Raw genomic sequence first — 17,817 nt, 5'->3', positions numbered from 1 at the left:
CGTGGCTGTGCCCGCCAACGCCGCTTGGGCGACGATTCGCGAACTGGGCGGGCTTCTGCGGGGAGGCGAGTACACCGCCGCGGAGTTGGCGGAGTTCTTTCTGGACCGCCTCGAGCGGCTGGCGAAGCCGCTCAACGCCGTCGTTACCGTGACGAAAGCATTGGCACTCGATCAGGCCCGGCAGGCCGACGCCGAGCTGCGCGCCGGCCGCGATCGCGGGCCCTTGCACGGCATCCCCTACGGCGCCAAGGACCTGCTCGCGACGCGCGGCATTGCCACCTCCTGGGGCGCCGCGCCGCTGAAAGAACAGATGATCGACGAAGACGCCACGGTCATCCACCGGCTGCGAGAGGCCGGGGCCGTGCTCATCGCCAAACTGGCGATGGTCGAGATCGCCGGCGGGCTGGGCTACGACCAGGCGCATGCGTCGTTTACCGGTCCCGGTTTGAACCCTTTCAATCGGCAAGCCTGGAGCGGCGGCTCGTCGAGCGGGCCGGGTTCGGCCGTCGGCATCGGCGCCGTGCCGTTCGCCATCGGCTCCGAGACCTGGGGTTCGATCATGACCCCGGCCTGCTACTGCGGCATCACCGGCCTGCGCCCGACCTACGGCCGCGTCAGCCGGCACGGCGCCATGGCGCTCAGTTGGACGATGGACAAACTGGGGCCGATGACCCGCACGGCCGACGACTGCGGACTGGTGCTGGCGGCCATCGCCGGCGCCGACCCGCTCGATCCCACGTGCAGCCAGCGGGAATACAGCTATCCGCCCGACGACCCTCACCGGCCGCCGTTCCGATTGGCCGTGCTGAAAGACGCGACGGAGCGCGTTCAGCCCGAGGTCAAGGCAAACTACGAAGCGGCCGTCGAGCGACTCGCGCCGTGGGCCACCTGCACCGAAATCGACCTGCCCGATCTTCCTTATGGCACGGTGTCGGGCACGATCATTTCCTGCGAGATGGCGGCGGCGTTCGAGGGTCTGGTGAAAAGCGGCGACATTTGGGAGATGACGGCTCCGGAAGACCGCTGGGGCGCGCATGCCGCGTTGTTCATTCCGGCCAAAGACTACATCAACGCCCAGCGAATTCGCCGCAAGATTCAGCAAGCCATCGACGCCTGGCTGGCGCCCTTCGACGCCTTGCTGGCGCCGACTTTGGCGACGGTGGCCGGCCCGATCGACAAGCCGTTCAGCGAGTATCATCGCCGCTGGGGAAGCCGCGAGCTCGGGGGGGCGGAAAATGCCGCCGGCATCCCGGCAATCACGGTGCCCAACGGTTTTGGCGAGCGGGGTCTGCCGACCGGCCTGAAATTCGTCGGCCGTGCCTTTGACGAGAATCGAATATTGGCGGTTGCACGTAAGTATCAAGAGATCACCGACTGGCATCGCCGGCGGCCTGAGGAATGAAAGGCCGGTCTGGTGAATCCGGCTCGCTCGCCTCCAGCTCTTCGATGGTCTTGCCCGGAACGAGATTCTTGCCGGCCAGACCGGCATGATTCGCCGCGCAACGGTAAACGCGAAATACCGGCATCGCGTCCGACGAGTTCGACGCGCCTTGTACAACCGGTGGCGACGGCTGGCCGGGTCGAGACGGACCGCCGGCGACATGCGCGCCGTCCGGCACGGAATCCGGCAGCGCGAATCCGCTCTGGGTCTGCTGGCGTTGCTCCACCGTCAAAATCTTTTTGAGCTGCCTGTCGACGTCTTTTTGCAGCGCGGCCAATTCGTTCTGTTGCTCGTCGGAAAGGTTCAGGCGGCGCTCGTCCGCGGCCGCCAACACCTGACCGGCCTGGTAAGAAGGACCAAGGCGGCCAGGCCCCTGCGGCTGCGGCTCGTCGAGCTGTTGCGTTTGATCGGCCCTGAGAACCTCGGCCAGACGACGGTCCACGTCTTGCTGCACGGCGTCGAGCTGCGCGGCCTGCTCCGGAGAAATCGCCAGCAGCGCTCGCACGATCGGCGTAAGAACCTGGCCGGGCCGCGGGGCCGGGCCGAAGCCGCCCCACGGTCCCCGGTCGCCCTTGACCGGGTTGGTGAATTTCCAGACGACTTCTTTCTTCGGCGTCACCTCGAAGAGGACGCCCTCGGCGCCGGAACAGATCAGCGTGTTTCCGTTCGGCAGACGCTGGGCGCCGGAAATGAAGAACGAATAGAAGTCGGTCTTTTTCGGCGCCGTGTAGCTCCACACCGGACCGCCCGGTCCATAAGCGGCACCCGGCCGGCGCGGGTATCGCCCCTGCGAATCGACCGGCAAAACCAACTCATCGACCGACGAATAGCTGCCGTCGGGACGATTGCCGCCGTTGTTGAACACCAGCACGTGCCCTTCGCCGGGCAGGCCCTTGTCGATCCAATGGGCGTTGTGCTGGCCGAACAGCTTTTGATCTGCCTTCTTTCCGGCGCGATAGGCGCGTGGATTGCCCCAGCGATAAAGCAGATCGCCGCCTTTGCCGCCGCGGCCGCCCGTGTGACCGGCGGCCTCGGCGGTGGTCGTGCTGTGGTCAATGATCCAGAACTCGTTGAAGTTGTGAACGCTGACGACCACCTGATCGAGAGCCGCGTTGTAGGCCACGCTGTTGGCGTGCGTCCAATCGGGGTTGGCGCGCGGCCTGCCCCGTGCCGCCTTGGCCCCGATGTAGCCCACGCTTTTCAGCTTGTCGGCCGCGTCTCTGGAGACCGCCAGCGGCGCCAGCGCGTCCTCGACGTAATTCAGGTCGACCAACTCCGGGTGCTCGGCCACGTTGCCGTAATTCGGCTTGCCGCCGTCGAAATCCTGCACCAGGTGATTCCACAAGTGCCACTCCCACACCACTTCACCTGTGGTCTTGCCGGTGGGCCTGATTTCGACGAGCGAATCGACGAGCAGATGACTGTCGCTGGTCAGTTCCGGGCGGCGGCCCGCGGCCAGGGCTTCTTGGCGCGTTTTTCGGTCCCAGACGATCATCAGCACGTTGCCATTGGGCAGGGGGGCGACGTCGTGATGCTGAATCTGCCTGGCGTTATAAAAAGGAAAGTCCCAGACCAGCTCGCCCTCCCAGGTGAATTCTTGCACGCGTCCGCCGACGCCCGGACCGGGGCCGAACACCTGAGACTCGTTGCCGATGGCGCCGCCGCGCAGCACATGGCCGTTGTCGAGCAGATAAGCGCACAGCGCCGGCGAACAATCGCTCTCCCAGGTGCGCACCACACGTCCCCGCAGGTCGAACAGGTACGTGCGGTTGGAATTGAGCGGCGACATCAGGTTATAGCCCGGAAACGCCCGTGAGTCGTCGAAATCGAACGAGAACACATCGACGCCGGACGGTTGCGCGTCGTCGTCGGCGAATGCCTGAAGACCGTTTGTCGGCCGGCCCAAGCTTGCCAGACTCAGCAGGGCCGAGGCGGCAACGATCGTTCGCACCGTAGCCCGCTTGCTCCGCAAGCGGAGAATGAGGTTTGGGCCGGGAAATCTGCTTGGCATCTCATGGTTCCGCACGCATTGTCAAACACCATTGAAGTGTACATCAGGATTCGGCCGGTCACTTTTTCAGCTCGATCGGCAGGCGATCGATCTTCGCGGCCAGAATGAAGTCGTTCTCCGACAGTCCGCCGATGGCGTGCGTCCAGAGCTCGACGGCCACCTTGCGATAACTTTCCAAGTGCAGGTCGGGATGGTGGCCGTCGGCCTCGGCGATCTCGGCGATGCGGTTGAAAAAGTCGATGGCGACCATGAAATTCTTGGCCGTCCACTCTTTGCGAATCCGCTGGCCATCGTGGGTCAGCCGCCAGCCCGCGAGTTTTTCGAGCTGGGCCTTGGATTCCTGCAGGCTATAAGGCTCGACGCCCCCTTCACATGGCTGGCACTTCTTCTGGGTCAATTGGTCTACGGTCTGCGTCTGCATGACACACCTCCTCCGGTTGTTGGTAGGCAGTTTGGCCCCTCTTGCCGCCCGCGGCGGCTATCAGTAGAATTATGCGTTTGACCAAACTGTCAAGAGCGAGCAAACGGCGGGCCGCGCATTTCCCCCGCAGCGGCCGCCATACGAACGGAGCGAGTGCCATGAAAAAGGGAATCCACCCCAAGTATTTCGAGACCACCGTCAAGTGCGGTTGCGGCAACTCGTTCACCACGCGCAGCACCATGCCCGAACTGAAGGTCGATATCTGCAGCGCTTGCCATCCCTTTTACACGGGCAAGCTGAAATACGTCGACACGGCCGGACGGATCGAGAAGTTCAAGAACAAGTTTGCCACGGCGGGTTATGCCAGTTTGAAGCGCGACAAGAAAACGGCCAAAGCCGCGACGGTGGAAACCGGCGAAGCTTAGCGGCCGCATCGTCTCCCTGTGCATTTGGATAATGCCTAACGCTCTCTGGCGTAAGGTGGGACCAGCGAGCTTGCGAGCGCAGGCCCACCGTAAAGGACGACGGACGGGACCAAGACACAGCGCAAGTACACCATGCGTCTAACGGTGGGCCTGCGCTCGCAAGCTCGCTGGTCCCACCCTACGATTTTCTACTACCATGCGCGAACTACTAGACGAAAAACTGGCCCGCTTCGAGGAGCTCGATCGCAAGCTGCTCGATCCGGCGGTGCTCACCAATTCGAGCCAGATGGCGGCGGTCGCCCGCGAACGCGGGTCGCTGGCCAAGCTGGCCATGAAGTACCGCCATTTTCTCGATCTGAACAAGCAGATCAGCGATACCAACGAGATGATCGCCGACGGCGACGCCGAACTGCGCGAGCTGGCCGAGGCCGAGCTGCCCAACCTGCGGGCCGAGCGCGAAACGCTGTGGGACGAGCTGCTGGATATGACCGTGGGCGGAGAAGACGCCAATCGCGCCAAGTGCGTAATGGAAATCCGCGCCGGCACCGGAGGCGACGAAGCCGCGCTCTTCGCGCGCGACCTTTATGAAATGTATCGGCATTATGCCGAGCAGAGGGGCTGGAAGGTCGAAGTGCTCGACCTGAGTCCCACTGAACTGGGCGGATTCAAAGAAATCTATCTGGGGCTGGAAGGCGAAGACGTCTATCGGCTGATGCGCTATGAGAGCGGCGGGCACCGCGTGCAGCGCGTGCCCCAGACCGAAGCCAAAGGACGCATCCATACCTCGGCCGCGACGGTGGCCGTGCTGGCCGAACCGGAAGACGTCGAGATCGACTTGAAGCCGGAGGATTATCGGCTCGACCTTTTCTCGGCGAGCGGACCCGGCGGGCAGCACGTGAACAAGACGCAGTCGGCGGTTCGACTGACGCATTATGAAAGCGGCATCGTCGTGCAGTGCCAGGACGAGAAGAGCCAGCACAAGAACAAGGCCAAGGCCCTGCGCGTGCTCAAAAGCCGGCTGCTGGAACACAAACGCGCGCAGGAGCACGCCAAGCGTGCCCACGAGCGCAAGACGCTCGTCGGCTCCGGCGACCGCAGCGAGCGCATTCGCACCTACAACTTTCCCGACAACCGCGTCACCGACCATCGCATCAATCTCACGCTCTACAAGCTCGACAGCATCCTGGCCGGCAATCTGCAGCCCGTGCTCGACGCCTGCGTCGAATATGATCGACAGCAGCAACGGTCGGAAATGGGCGCGCTGGATGAGAGATGAGGGATGAGGGATCGTGGCTGGGGCAGAGCTTGGCCGGGCGGGGCTGGATTTGCCGGCAGGCCCGGCGGCCAAGCGATGCCCCGGTGGCAGCACCACCGGGGCATCGCTGGCCGACGGCGTCTTGGGGATTGCGCGAGCGCGCCCCGGCCAGCTTCTGCCCCAGCCACCATCCCCCGTCCTTTATCCCTCATCCTTTTTCCGTTACTCTGTTTGCATGCCTCCAAGCGAAACCTGGACCGTTGGGCGTCTCCTGCAGTGGACGACCAACTACTTGAAGCAGCACGGGGCCGATAGCCCTCGGCTCGACGCCGAGGTGTTGCTGGCGGAGGTGCTCGGCTGCCCGCGGATCCAGCTTTATGCCTCGTTCGAAGACGTGCCCGGCGAAGCGCCCCGCACCGCGTTTCGCGAGTTGGTGCGGCGGCGCGCCGAAGGGATGCCGGTGGCTTATCTGGTGGGTCGGCGCGAGTTCTACTCGCTCCCCTTTCGCGTCACGCCCGAGGTGCTCATCCCACGGCCCGAAACGGAATTTGTGGTGATGCGACTGCTGGATTTGGCCGTGCCCGCCGAGAGCCAGTGGCAGGTTGCCGACGTGGGGACGGGCAGCGGCGTGGTTGCGGTCTGCGCCGCCAAATGGCTGGCGGCCAGTCGCGTGTTGGCCATCGACGTCAGCCCCACGGCGCTGGCGGTGGCGTCGGCGAACGCGGACGACCACGCGGTGAGCGATCGAATTGAGTTTATGGAAAGCGACCTTTTTGCCGCCGTGCCTGCGGAGAAGACGTTTGATTACATCGTCTCCAATCCGCCCTACGTGGCCGAGGGCGAGATCGACAAGCTGTCGCGCGACATCCGCGACTACGAACCGCGCGGCGCGCTTGTGGCCGGCCCGCGCGGCACCGAGGTGATTGCCCGATTGATTCCGCAAGCGGCCGAACGGCTGACGCCGGGCGGTTGGTTGCTGATGGAAATCAGTCCGCAGATCGAGCGCCCGGTCCGCGAGTTGGTGTCGGGCGACGCCCGGCTGCAGTTGGGGCCGACTGTGAAAGACCTGGCCGGGCTAGGCCGTGTGATTCAGGCCCAGCGGAGTGCGTAGGGTGGGAGCAGTCGGTACTCCGTGAGATCGCCAGAAAGCGTGCTCAGATATTCCAGGTCGCGCTTGAATTCGGCGTAGTCTGAGAACGAAAGGACGGCGACGCGGTGACTTTCCGGTACATCAACTTCAGCCTTGGCGGATGGTGCCCAGAGAACCAGCGCGAAGGCCAAGCTCGCGCACCCAGGCGCGGAAACTCCGGATCGCTTGGCCAACAGGTTTGCAACCCTGCCGACCGTCGCGTTTCCTAGAAGCTAACGCGCCAAGGCCGGGTGCAACAACCAACACTGTGGCGCGAAGGACGCCTAGGTGGGTCGCCCGCTAACGGCGTTGATGGAATCTCCATCCCCATTCACGGCGGGCGCACCTTCTAGCGTAGACGGTATCGACCCTCGCGGGCTGGCTCACGTTGGCATGCATGGTGCGCGCATCGTAAACACAAGACCCAGCGGCCCGAGATCACGGCCCAGGCCAGCCAAAATCTCGAAGACGGAGACCATTACGATCCAGAAAAAGTACTGGCGTTCCTTAATCAAAGCGCTGCGGCGAAGAGAGCCTTGCCTGCAAGGAGGCTGAGAAGGAATCAGCGCGCGCCCTAACGGCGAATCTCCCCGGTGCCGATGGTCCACTGACCCTGCGGCCCGCTTCAAGCCTTTTCGTGAAGGAACCGCTCGCGCACCCAGGCGCGGAAGTTGCGAATCCAGGCGGTTTCGTCGGCCGCCAGTTCGAAGTCGAGAAACGGCTCCAAAGCGAGGTTTTGCCGCCTTTTTCACGTTCCTCGCTGGCGCTTCGGGTTGGTGTAGGGCGCCTGCGTACCGGGTTCGGCGAAACTTTACCCAGCCGGAGACGCAACCCACTATGCTCCAAGACGTTACGGCTTCCACGACACAAATACTGTCGGGTGGAATGATAACGCGACGCGCAGCGCGCTGCGCCTCGGTGACCAGCAGAGGGGTGTTCGCCGGCAAGCGATCGCTGTGCCATGTGACGAAAACCGTCGCGACGCGCAGCGCGCTGCGCGGTTGGCGCAGGCGGCAGGCACGGGCTGACGGACCGATTTCGTCGGTCGCCAAGCAAACGGAACGCCCCGTTCGGACCGCGCAGCGCGCTGCGCGACACAGCGGCGGGGCCGTCGTCGAAGCCAAGAGCCTTGTTCACGGACATGTCAGTGTCGGATCGCGAGGCGCAGCGCGCTCGGCGGCCATCGGGCAGTGTCTTAAAGTTGTGTTGCTGCGGTGCGACGAGACACAAACCCCAAGCGCCAGCGAGGCAAATCGCGCCATTTCCTCGCTTGCGCTTTTCAATGTTGCGCGAATTACGGACCGCCGCGGAGCGGCGACGGTGTTTAGCCGTGGGCGCCAGCCGGCGCCAGCCCACGGTTCGTATCGGCCGGAATGGGTTAGCCGCGGAGCGGCGGCGGAGCCTGGCGCCAATTTCCGCCGCCGCTCCGCGGCTTCCCAAGGCATTTCGGCCTGTTTTCCGTGGGTTGGCACCCACGGCTAGACTCCGTCGCCGCTCCGCGGCGGTCGAAAGCGCAACACCAAAACTTGCGCTTCGGGTTGGTGTGGGCGAGCAACACAACTTTAAGACGCTTATGTACATTTATCGGTATGACGACTATTCATTAACTGTTGTTTTGCAAGGAGAATGTGCGATGGCGAAGAACCCATTGACCGTTTCAGGAATCCACCTGCCGAGCAGCCTGGAGGAACTGGCCCGGATGGCCAACAGCGAGTTTTCGCGTGCCGAACGAAATGCCCGGAACGCCGTCGAGCCTATCGTGCGGGCCGGGGCGGCGCTGGTCCGTGCCCGTGAAATGTGCGACGATGCCGCGTTCGAGCGTTTCCTGGAAGGTTTCCACGGTTCGCAGCGGTCGGCCCAAATCTATATGCGGCTGGCACTGCACTGGGAACTGTTGAAGGCCCGCGCGCCGGCCCAGGCCCTCACCTCGCAACGCTCGGCCATCAAGGCCCTGAGTTGCATCCTGTCGGGCGGGCAGGCGGCCACCGCCAATGACGCAACGCCGCCCAAAACCGCGAAGCCGCCCAAGGCGCAGCGCGCCGCGCGGCCGGCGCCGGCCGACGGCGGGCCCGTCATCGAGCGGTCGCGGGCCACCGGCGCGCTGCAAGACGCGATGGCCACGCTGCAATCGGTGCTCGACGAGCTGCGCGGAATTCCCGTGCCCAACTCGCACCTGTCGTTCATTTACGGCCGCGTGCGCGAAGCGCACGCCCGGCTGGGGCAAGTCGTGCGGCAGGTCGCCGGGCAGACCGCGCCGCAAATCATCGACGTTTCCGCCGCCGGACCGCAAGCCGCGGAAAGGAGCTAAGCGATGATTGCCGCAAAACACGATCTGAAAGTACGGCCGCTTGAATCCGCCCGGCAGGTGCCTTATAGTGGGTTCTGGCACGTTCTTGCATGATCGACAGGGGCGATCCGGCCGTCGCCAAGACGGCGCATGCTGCGCGTCGGGCGCCGGCAGTGGGCACGCCGATCGGGTCGTCTTCGGGCCAACGGCCTTATTTTGAACGGCCGGCGAACCGAAACCACGGCGTCTGCGTAAGACATGCAATTCGGGCCCGTTTTATCTCTACGCTTCCCATCGTAAGGCATTTTGTCCATGGCATCTCAGGCGGTCCTCGATCCCGCGGTCTCATCGCCGGCCGACGCGAAAACCGACGTCGTCGTCGAAACCAGAAACCTCTCCAAGATCTACCGAGACTTTTGGGGGCGGCAAAAGGTCCGCGCCCTCAAGGCACTCGACCTGGAAGTGCGGCGCGGCGAAATCTTCGGGCTGCTCGGTCCCAACGGGTCGGGCAAAACTACCACCATCAAGCTGCTCTTGGGCCTGCTCTTTCCCACCAGCGGCCAGGCGCTCGTCTTCGGCAAAGACGCCTCCGACGTCACCAAAAACGAACGCATCGGCTATCTGCCGGAAGAGTCGTATCTCTACCGCTTTTTGAACGCCGAAGAAACGCTCGACTTTTACGGCCGACTGTTCGATATGCCGGCCGACCTGCGCCGCCAGCGGACCGGCGAGTTGATCCATCTGGTCAAGCTCGACTGGGCCAAGCGGCGTCAGCTCAAAGAGTATTCCAAAGGCATGACGCGGCGCATCGGTCTGGCCCAGGCATTGATTAACGACCCGGAGTTGATCGTGCTCGACGAGCCGACCACGGGCCTCGATCCGATCGGCTGCCGCGAGATGAAAGACCTGATTCTCGACCTGCGCGACAAAGGCAAGACCGTGCTGATGTGCAGTCACCTTCTGGCCGACGTGCAGGACGTCTGCGACCGCATCGCCATTCTGCACCAGGGCGAGTTGAAGGAGCTGGGCCGCGTCGACAGCCTGCTCAAAATCCGCGACGTGACGGAAATCCGGGCTTCGGGCTTGAGCGACGCCGCCAAAGAAGAAATCAAAGCGGTCATTGCCCGGCACAGCGGGTCGCTGGTCTCGATGGACAACCCGACCAGCACGCTCGAAGAGCTGTTCCTGAGCATCGTGCAAGACGCCGAGGCGCGGCCCGGCCGGCGAGCGCGCGTGGAAGGCTAAAAAGACCTTCGTCCCGGTTCGTGCCAACTACTTTTCCCTTTTCTCGTTCATCATGGTCCTGGAAAACCCGTATCCGCCGTACTTCGAGTGGCTCTTTTCCGCCGGAACCACTCCCGGCGCCTTCTGGATTTGGCTGTTGACGGTGGTGCTGTTCATCGTCGCCAGCCTGTTTGTGGCCTGGATCATCTCTTCGGTCCGCAATGGACCGATGAAAGCGGGCGACTTGATCTTCAGGTCGCTGGTCAGTCTGGTGGACGATCTGGCACACACCTCGCCGCGGCGCGTGTTCGCCCTGGCCAAGCTGGCGGTGCAAGAGTCGATTCGCCGCCGCGTGCTGGCGGGATTTATCGTTTTCGTGCTGATTTTGCTGTTCGCCGGCTGGTTCTTGAATCCCGGCAAGACCGATCCGGCCGAACTCTACTTGAGCTTTGTTTTGACGGCCACGAGCTACCTCATCTTGTTCATGGCGCTCGTCCTCAGCGCGTTCTCTTTGCCGGCCGACATTCAAAACAAGACCATTTACACCATCGTCACCAAGCCGGTGCGGCCCACCGAAATCGTGCTCGGCCGCGCGGTCGGCTTCGCCGCGGTGAGCACCGCGCTCTTGGTGGTGATGTGCGGGGCGAGTTACCTGTTTGTCGTGCGGACGCTCGATCACACCCATGAGTTGACGGCGGACGACCTGGCTCCGCGCTCGCCGGGCCCTGGCGGCGCGCCCCGGCCGGGCAAACAAGGCCGCACAAGTGTGACGCGCGAACACCGCCACGAAGTGGTGTTGCTCGACGAGACCGGGCACGGCCTTACCGAATCCGCGCAGGACCACAAACACGAAGTGACCGCCGTCACGCGCGACGGGCAGACCGAGTATCTCGTGGGCAAACCGCTCGGTCAGCTCAAGGCCCGCGTGCCCCTTTATGGCAAGCTGGCCTTCGTCGACCGCGCTGGCCGGCCGACGGACAAAGGAATCAACGTCGGTAACGAGTGGGGCTACCGCAGCTACATCGAAGGCGGCAGCCCGGCGGCGGCCATCTGGACCTTTTCGGGCCTGCGGCAGGCTGATTTTCCCGGCGGCATCAATCTCGATATGACCCTGCGCGTGTTTCGCACTTTCAAGGGAGATATCGAAAAGGGAATCTCCGGCTCGATCACGTTGCGGAATCCGGACAATCCGAAGGTCAGCTACCTGCTCAAGAATTTTGTGGCCAAGGAGTTCTCGATCGACCATCACCAGATACCGCTGACGTTCAAAGACAAAGACAAAAAAGAGATCGACGTGTTTCGCGATCTCGTTACAGAGAACGGCCAGCTCGATATCGTGATCCACTGCCTGGAGCGGGCGCAGTTCTTTGGCATGGCCCGCCCCGACCTGTACCTATTCAAGCGAGAAGGCATTCCTTGGGTCAACTTCGTCAAGGGCTATGTCGCGATCTGGCTGCAGATGCTGCTGATCACGACGGCGGGCGTGATGTGGAGCACGTTCTTGAACGGCCCGGTCGCCCTGCTGGCCACCCTGGGCACGATGGTCGGCGGATACTTCGTCGATTTCCTAGGCAACCTGGCCAACAACAGCTCGTTGGGCGGCGGGCCGATGGAATCGTTCTACCGGATTGTCACCCAAGAGAACTTGACCTCCGAATTGGAGCGAAACGTCACCACGCTGACGGCCCAGTGGGGCGACCGGCTGATCCGCCTGCCCATCTTTGTGGCCGCGCGCGTGTTGCCCGATTTCAGCTCGTTGAGCGACGTCGACTACGTCTCCTATGGCTTTAACATTCCGCTCGACCTGCTGGCGATTCACGTCACGATGGGTCTGGGCTATGTCATTCCGGTGTTGATTCTCGGATTCCTGTTCTTCAAGATGCGCGAGGTGGCGAAATGAACCGTCGTTCGTTCATTCGCAAGATCATTTATATCGTTTGCATCGGCATTCTGTTGGTGCCGTTGTCGTACTACAGCCAGCCGGCCACCGTGGCCGCGGGCAACGAGCGGCAGGCCAGCTCGGGCGGCAAGCTGGCCCAGTTGCGCGAGAAAGACCAGATCGGCGCGTCGAGCCTGGGAGAAATCGATCCCACCGGCGAAACGATCAAGCTGGCCACGCTGGGCCTGCGCGGAGTGGCCGTCACGCTGTTGTGGGAAAAAGCCAAGACCGCGCAGATGAAGGAAGACTGGGACGGCCTGCAGGCGACGCTCGACCAGCTCACCAAGCTGGAACCGCACTTCCACAAGTTCTGGCGGCACCAGGCATGGAACGTGTCTTACAACATTTCCGTGGAGTGGGACGATTACCACGACCGCTACCATTGGGTGAAGGAAGGCATCAAGCTGTTGCTGGAAGGGATGCGCTATAACGACCGCGAAGCGCTGCTCGTTTACGACGTCGGCTGGACCACCGCTCAAAAAATGGGCGTGGCCGACGAAAAGGTGCAATATCGCCGGCTGTTCCACGAAGATGACGACGACGAATTCCCGGCCCATGAGGGACGCCGCAAGCCGCCGACGCATCCCGGCCGCCCCCTGAGCCGGCGCGACAACTGGCTGGTCGGCCAAGAGTGGTACTACCGGGCCATCTCGCTGGTGGAAGACCGCCGCGGGTCGATCCATCACATGAACCCGCTGATTTTCTTCAGCGAGCCGGCCATGTGCCAGATCGATTACGCCATGAACCTGGAAGAAGACGGCATCTTCGAGGAAAAGGCCAAGGTCGCCTGGACCGAGGCCGACGATTACTGGAACAAATATGGCTCTCGGGGGATGCCTTCGACCATCGGGATCGAGATCCGCTTGAATGATGAGGAATCGCTCCATCACAAGGCGGACGAATTGGTGAAGCAGATCGAGGCGCTGGCACCCGGCTTGCGGGAGAAAATCGTCGAAGAGCGGCGGGCCAAACTTCCCGCGGATGAGCGCGAGGCCCTCGAGAAGCCCGCCAACGAGCGGTCGTTCGAAGAGAACAACCTGGCCTTCAGCGCCACGGTCAAGCTCAACGTTTCGCACAAGGATCTGTCCGCGCGCGTCGACGAGTCGAAGCGTGAGGAGGCCGAGAAGTTGGCCGCCGAGGCGTCGAGCGATTACGATCTGGCCCAGTTCATCAATCACCAGCGAGATACGGTGAACTTCAACTATTGGCGGACACGGTGCCTGGCCGAGAAGACGGATCCGGCGTTGGAAGCCCGCCGGTTGATCTTCGTGGGCAAGGATTTCTATGAGAACACGCAATGGGAAGAGGCGCGCGCGGCCTACGAGAAAGGATTCGCCGAGTGGCGAAAGGTCATCGACGAGTTTCCCGACTTGCGCGACGACACGATCGGCGGCACCTCGATCGAAGAAGCCTTCAAAGGATACTTCGATTTGCTCCACCAGCTCGACGAGCCGTTCCCTCAAGACTTTCCTTTGAAAGACGTCGCCCGGTCGATGATGGTCCGCAAGGCCTTGCCGGTGCCGCCGGAATTCGAAGAGGTTCTCAAAGAAGAGGACGGGAGCCCGCAAGAGACCAAGGACGTTAAGGAGGAGGTAGGCAAGGAAGCGACGGGCAAAGAAGAAGCCGAGAAGAAGGAGGCAGACAAGACGGAAGCGAAGAAGGACTGAGTGGCAGCCCACTCACTCCGTGAGCGCAAGGGCCTTTTTCCGCGGCAGGATCCTCACGTACTGAAAGATCAACCCTGTCGTCGAGCCGGTCCGCTTGCGGAGCAAGCGGGCTACGCAGTGCTTGCACAGCCCGCGGCCAGCGGCTACCGTCTTAAAAACGTGTTCTGTCTTCTGAGATGCCATTATGCGCCTCGCTGCCGCTTCCTTACTGATTGTTTGCCTCGCTAACCTCGCACGCGCCGACGGTCCGGCCGATAATGTGCCAGACAACGTCCGCCGCATTCCCAAGCCGGGAATCGACGTTCCCGCCGAACGTGCCGAGGGGTTGCGAAAAGCGCTTGCGGCGTTGGAAGAGCAAATCTCCTCGCTCGACAAGCAGACCGCGGCGCGCGTCCGCGATCTTTTGCCCGACGTGCGAATCTATACCAAGGCCGTGCATGACGCCTTGGAGTTCAACGAGTTTTTCGACGCCAAAGAACTGGACGTCGCCGAGGAATTGCTGCGCGAGGGACAGGAGCGTGCCCGGCAACTTGCCGAAGGCGACGCGCCCTGGAGCACGGCCACCGGACTTGTCGTGCGCGGTTATGCCTCACGCATCGACGGCTCGGTGCAGCCCTACGGGTTGGTGGTGCCGGAGTCCTATGAGCCGAAAGGACTGTACCGTCACCGGCTAGACATCTGGTTTCACGGCCGGGGAGAGACGCTCAGCGAGCTGAACTTCATCCAGGGCCGGCGCAAGCAGGCGGGCCAGTTTGCCCCGCGCGACACGTTGGTGTTGCACCCTTACGGGCGTTATTGCAACGCGTTCAAGTTCGCGGGCGAGGTGGACGTGCTCGAAGCCCTGGCCGATGTCGAGCGGCGTTATCGCGTCGATCCCGAGTTGATTTCCGTCCGCGGCTTTTCGATGGGGGGCGCGGCCTGCTGGCATTTCGCCGTGCATTACGCCGATCGCTGGTTCGCCGCCAATCCGGGCGCGGGCTTCGCCGAAACGCCCGCCTTCCTGCGTCATTTTCAGAAGGAAGCGGCGCAGCCCACCTGGTTCGAACGCCGGCTGTTTCACCTTTACGACTGTAACGATTGGGCCCCCAACCTGTTTCACTGTCCGACGATCGCCTACAGCGGCGAAAAGGACGTCCAAAAGCAGGCGGCCGACGTGATGGCGGCGGCCCTGGAAGAAGCGGGCATTCGATTGCGGCACGTGATCGGTCCCGGCACCGCACACAGTTATCATCCGCAAGCCGCCGCCGAAGTCGAGCAGGGCATGAACAGTCTGGCGGAGCTGGGCCGCGATCGCCATCCCACGGCCGTTCACCTGGTGACGTATACGCTCAAGTACAACCGCACGAGCTGGGTCACGATCGAAGGAATCAACGAGCATTGGCAGCGTTCCGCGGTCGAGGTGGAGTTGGCCGATACGTCGTCGCTCGACGCGACCGCCGACAATGTGACCGATCTGGCCTTCGACTTTCCCGCCGGGTGGTGTCCCTTTGACGTCGACCAGCCGATCTCGGCCTTTGTTGACAATCAGGAGGTGTTCCTGCCCCAGCCGCTGAGCGACCGCTCGTGGCACGCCGATCTGCACCTGGCCGACGGCAAGTGGGAGGCCGGCCCGCGGCCCCGCAAGGGACTGCGCAAGCGTCACAACTTGCAGGGGCCGATCGACGACGCGTTCATGGACCGGTTTCTGTTTGTGCGGCCGTCGCAGAAGGCCGGGCACGCGGCGGTCGGCAAATGGGCGCAGGCGGAATTGGACCGCGCCATCGAACACTGGCGACGGCAGTTTCGCGGCGCCGCGCCGGTCAAGCAAGACAGCGAGGTGACGGACGACGACATCGCCAATTCGAACCTGGTTCTCTGGGGCGATCCGGCGAGCAACCGCGTGCTGGCGAAGATCGTCGAGCGTTTGCCCATTTCGTGGAAGACGGGCGAGATCAAAGTTGGCGAGCAGCGCTTTCCCGCCGATCGGCATGCTCTGATTCTCATATACCCCAATCCGTTGAATGCGGAGCGCTACGTGGTGCTCAACAGCGGCTTCACCTTCCGCGACTATGCGTATCTGAACAATGCCCGGCAAGTGCCGAAGCTTCCCGACTGGGCCGTGATCGATCTGGAAACGCCGCCCAACGCCCTTTGGCCGGGCAAGGTCAGCGCCGCCGGTTTCTTTGACGAAGCGTGGCAGTTGAAGCAGGGCGAGGAGTAGGCTGTCTGTACCCCGGCGCGACGGTGATGGCGTTTTTGACGATTGTGCGGTCTTTTTCCGACGGCGGGCGGCGAGAGAAACGGAGCTATAAATCAATAGCAACCCTTCCTGCATGGCGTCGACAATGAATTTCTTTGATCTGGCCGATCGGTTTCCGATTCCCGGCATCCCGGCGACGATGGCTTTGGCGTTCGTGGCCTTGATCGGCTATCTGGTCGGGCGGCAATCGCGCGACCGATCGGCAACGGCCCAGCAGTCGAAAGAGGATCTGGGCCGCGCCCTGTCCGACGCGCGCCAGTTGGAGGCCATCACCGACGAGATGCTTTCGGCCACGCGGCGGGCGCTCGATCGTTGCCGGCAGTTGCGGGTCCACATGCCGCCGCGGGTCCCGGCGCATCAGCTTCAGAAGCCCGCAACGACGCCCGAAAGCGTCTCGGTTTAGCTCGGCGCTGCGAACGGCAACTGCTTGACTCGCGTCCCCTCAGCGTCTAGCTTGGGCGCGGGCGATGATGCCATCGACGATGCCACTTCTCGCTCATCCGGCCACATAGGATCCAGGCGATGTTACACGGCCCCTCGACCAACGGCGACAGCGGCACGGTGCGCTATGGCATGTTTATCATGCCGTTCCACGACCCGGCCAAGCCGCTGGCCCAGTGCTATGACGAAGATCTGGAACTGATCGTCCGCGCCGAAGAACTCGGCTTCGACGAGTTCTGGATCGGCGAGCATCACACGATGAAGTACGAAACCATCGTGATGCCCGAAATCTTCATCGGCCGGGCATTGGGCGAAACCCGCTCGATTCGCCTGGGCGCGGCGCCCGTCTGCTTGCAACAACATCATCCGGCGCACGTGGCCAGCCGGCTGGCTTTTCTCGACCACTTGTCGAAAGGCCGGTTGAACCTCTGCTTCGGCGCCGGCAGCGTCACCGCCGACCAGGAGTTGTATGGCATCGACCCCAAGCAGGCCCAGGCCATGGTCGATGAGGCGGTCGACATCATTCTCTATCTCTGGTCGTCGGACCCGCCCTATGAATACCAGGGCAAGTTCTGGCAGATCAGCCTGAAGAAATACGTCGATTACGACACCGGCATCGGCTTCGTCCACAGGCCGCTGCAGCGGCCGCTGCCGCCGATCGCCATGCCGGCCATGAGCCGCAACTCGCCCACGATGAAAACGGCCGGCGCCCGCGGCTATCAGCCGTTCAGCCATTGCCTGGTGACGGGCAACGTGGTGGCCGACCACTGGCTTACCTACGCGGCGGCCGCGCTGGCCGCCGGGCGAACGCCCCAGCGAAGCGACTGGAAGGTCTGCCGCTCGATCTTTTTGGCCGACAGCACGTCGGAGGCCCGCCGCCTGGCCCGCACGAATTCGCTCGGCCGCAACTATGAATACATCGGCAGGCTCTTCGACCGCGGCCTGGGACGCAAAATCTACAAGCGCGACCCGGAGATGAGCGACGCCGATTGCAACCTCGACTTTTTGATGGAAGAGCAAATCATCGCCGGCGACGTCGACGAAGTGCTCCGCCGCTTGCTGGCCCTGATCGAAGAGACCGGCACCTTCGGCACGCTGGTGCTGATGAGCTACGACTGGGACGACAAGCCGAGCTGGCTGCGGAGCATGGAGTTGTTTGCGCGAGAGCTGATGCCGGCGCTGAACAAGGCCGTGGGAGCGGCACCGGCGGTCGTGTGAGATTGTAGGGTGGGACCAGCGAGCTCGCGAGCGCCGGCCCACCATTTGAGGCGTCAGGTTTCAGGCATCAGGCGTCAGGTTTCAGGCATCAGGCAAAGGTCAATTCAAATGTTTCTGAAC

Annotated in this window: 13 protein-coding genes; 11 read left to right on the top strand and 2 right to left on the bottom strand. The window is 63.0% G+C overall.

Going from position 1 to position 17,817, the window contains the following annotated elements:
* Position 1 precedes the first annotated feature (1 nt).
* Positions 2 to 1,402, top strand: coding sequence for an amidase (locus VNH11_11295; protein ID HVA46942.1), 1,401 nt, complete (start codon positions 2 to 4; stop codon positions 1,400 to 1,402).
* Here the strand turns inward: VNH11_11295 and VNH11_11290 are convergent.
* Together VNH11_11290 and VNH11_11285 are read right to left on the bottom strand one after the other, a co-directional pair.
* Positions 1,368 to 3,452, bottom strand: a complete 2,085-nt coding sequence (locus VNH11_11290; GenBank protein ID HVA46941.1) for an aryl-sulfate sulfotransferase — start codon at positions 3,450 to 3,452, stop codon at positions 1,368 to 1,370. The genes VNH11_11295 and VNH11_11290 overlap by 35 nt on opposite strands.
* Positions 3,453 to 3,510: 58 nt before the next feature.
* Entirely contained in the window at positions 3,511 to 3,873 is a 363-nt protein-coding gene (locus VNH11_11285; protein HVA46940.1) for a 4a-hydroxytetrahydrobiopterin dehydratase, read from the bottom strand.
* Between the two features lie 158 nt (positions 3,874 to 4,031).
* Here VNH11_11285 and rpmE point away from each other — a divergent pair, with 158 nt between their 5' ends.
* The 10 genes from rpmE to VNH11_11235 all read left to right on the top strand — a co-directional run bounded on the left by rpmE (position 4,032) and on the right by VNH11_11235 (position 17,697).
* Positions 4,032 to 4,298 carry a 50S ribosomal protein L31 gene (rpmE, locus tag VNH11_11280; GenBank protein HVA46939.1) on the top strand — a complete coding sequence of 89 codons (267 nt, stop codon included), beginning with the start codon at positions 4,032 to 4,034 and terminating at the stop codon, positions 4,296 to 4,298.
* 196 nt (positions 4,299 to 4,494) lie between these two features.
* Positions 4,495 to 5,574, top strand: a complete 1,080-nt coding sequence (gene prfA, locus VNH11_11275; protein HVA46938.1) for a peptide chain release factor 1 — start codon at positions 4,495 to 4,497, stop codon at positions 5,572 to 5,574.
* Positions 5,575 to 5,788: 214 nt separating this feature from the next.
* Positions 5,789 to 6,664: a peptide chain release factor N(5)-glutamine methyltransferase gene (prmC, locus tag VNH11_11270; GenBank protein HVA46937.1), complete on the top strand. Its 876-nt coding sequence runs from the start codon at positions 5,789 to 5,791 to the stop codon at positions 6,662 to 6,664.
* A gap of 1,651 nt (positions 6,665 to 8,315) precedes the next feature.
* Complete coding sequence (locus tag VNH11_11265) at positions 8,316 to 8,990, top strand: hypothetical protein (GenBank protein ID HVA46936.1); 675 nt, start codon at positions 8,316 to 8,318, stop codon at positions 8,988 to 8,990.
* 282 nt (positions 8,991 to 9,272) lie between these two features.
* Entirely contained in the window at positions 9,273 to 10,214 is a 942-nt protein-coding gene (locus VNH11_11260) for an ABC transporter ATP-binding protein (GenBank protein HVA46935.1), read from the top strand.
* A gap of 52 nt (positions 10,215 to 10,266) precedes the next feature.
* A complete protein-coding gene (locus VNH11_11255) occupies positions 10,267 to 12,093 on the top strand; it encodes an ABC transporter permease (GenBank protein HVA46934.1) in 1,827 nt (608 codons plus the stop codon).
* A complete protein-coding gene (locus VNH11_11250) occupies positions 12,090 to 13,799 on the top strand; it encodes a hypothetical protein (protein HVA46933.1) in 1,710 nt (569 codons plus the stop codon). The genes VNH11_11255 and VNH11_11250 overlap by 4 nt, the downstream gene beginning before the upstream one ends.
* Positions 13,800 to 13,983: 184 nt before the next feature.
* A complete protein-coding gene (locus VNH11_11245; GenBank protein ID HVA46932.1) occupies positions 13,984 to 15,999 on the top strand; it encodes a hypothetical protein in 2,016 nt (671 codons plus the stop codon).
* A 124-nt stretch (positions 16,000 to 16,123) separates the two neighbouring features.
* Positions 16,124 to 16,441, top strand: a complete 318-nt coding sequence (locus VNH11_11240) for a hypothetical protein (GenBank protein HVA46931.1) — start codon at positions 16,124 to 16,126, stop codon at positions 16,439 to 16,441.
* 119 nt (positions 16,442 to 16,560) lie between these two features.
* Entirely contained in the window at positions 16,561 to 17,697 is a 1,137-nt protein-coding gene (locus VNH11_11235) for an LLM class flavin-dependent oxidoreductase (protein ID HVA46930.1), read from the top strand.
* Positions 17,698 to 17,817 lie beyond the last annotated feature (120 nt).

It is taken from the genome of Pirellulales bacterium, from assembly GCA_035533075.1.
Classification (GTDB): Bacteria; Planctomycetota; Planctomycetia; order Pirellulales; family JAICIG01; genus DASSFG01.
The sequence above is the reverse complement of the archived record's forward strand: the minus strand, read 5'-3'. Positions and strand labels throughout refer to the sequence as shown.

Coding starts and splice junctions, on each gene's coding strand:
- VNH11_11290 (HVA46941.1), bottom strand. CDS start 3,452: ATGCCAAGCAGATTTCCCGGCCCAAACCTCATTCTCCGCTTGCGGAGC.
- VNH11_11285 (HVA46940.1), bottom strand. CDS start 3,873: ATGCAGACGCAGACCGTAGACCAATTGACCCAGAAGAAGTGCCAGCCA.
- rpmE (HVA46939.1), top strand. CDS start 4,032: ATGAAAAAGGGAATCCACCCCAAGTATTTCGAGACCACCGTCAAGTGC.
- prfA (HVA46938.1), top strand. CDS start 4,495: ATGCGCGAACTACTAGACGAAAAACTGGCCCGCTTCGAGGAGCTCGAT.
- prmC (HVA46937.1), top strand. CDS start 5,789: ATGCCTCCAAGCGAAACCTGGACCGTTGGGCGTCTCCTGCAGTGGACG.
- VNH11_11265 (HVA46936.1), top strand. CDS start 8,316: ATGGCGAAGAACCCATTGACCGTTTCAGGAATCCACCTGCCGAGCAGC.
- VNH11_11255 (HVA46934.1), top strand. CDS start 10,267: ATGGTCCTGGAAAACCCGTATCCGCCGTACTTCGAGTGGCTCTTTTCC.
- VNH11_11250 (HVA46933.1), top strand. CDS start 12,090: ATGAACCGTCGTTCGTTCATTCGCAAGATCATTTATATCGTTTGCATC.
- VNH11_11245 (HVA46932.1), top strand. CDS start 13,984: ATGCGCCTCGCTGCCGCTTCCTTACTGATTGTTTGCCTCGCTAACCTC.
- VNH11_11240 (HVA46931.1), top strand. CDS start 16,124: ATGAATTTCTTTGATCTGGCCGATCGGTTTCCGATTCCCGGCATCCCG.
- VNH11_11235 (HVA46930.1), top strand. CDS start 16,561: ATGTTACACGGCCCCTCGACCAACGGCGACAGCGGCACGGTGCGCTAT.